1 protein-coding gene and 1 pseudogene are annotated in these 392 nt (G+C 38.8%); both read left to right on the top strand.

All coding sequences use genetic code 11. The features are described 5' to 3' along the window. Positions 1 to 171, top strand: a pseudogene (locus ACTNDQ_RS15475) (elongation factor G); the annotation flags it as partial. 51 nt (positions 172 to 222) lie between these two features. After that, positions 223 to 392, top strand: a 170-nt coding sequence (locus ACTNDQ_RS15480; RefSeq protein ID WP_071705139.1) for a cysteine-rich KTR domain-containing protein, incomplete at its 3' end; no start/stop codon positions are given.

A 392-nucleotide genomic window follows, 5' to 3' on the forward strand; every position in this document is an offset into this window, starting at 1 on the left:
AGATGTATTCAAGAATACAGGAACGATTTAACTTATTTCACAAATGGGCAGGGAGTCTGCTTGACAGAGTTAAAAGGATACCAGCCAGCTACTGGTAAACTTATTTGCCAACCCCGCCGCCCGAATAGCCGTATAGATAAGGTTCGGCATATGTTCCACAAGTTAGCCTAACAGCTTGCATAAGTCGTATAAAATGAGATTTGAAAGGATTAGAAGCTAATTATGATGAAATGCGAATGGATATTATGTCCTGTTTGTGGGAGCAAAACCCGTAATAAAATTAGGAAGGACACTGTTTTGAAGAATTATCCCCTTTATTGTCCAAAATGCAGACAAGAAAGATTGATTAAAGTTGACAACTTGAAGATAACTGTCATCAAAGAGCCAGACGC

The sequence above is a fragment of the Blautia massiliensis (ex Liu et al. 2021) genome, assembly GCF_052064225.1.
GTDB classification, from domain to species: domain Bacteria; phylum Bacillota; class Clostridia; order Lachnospirales; family Lachnospiraceae; genus Blautia_A; species Blautia_A fusiformis.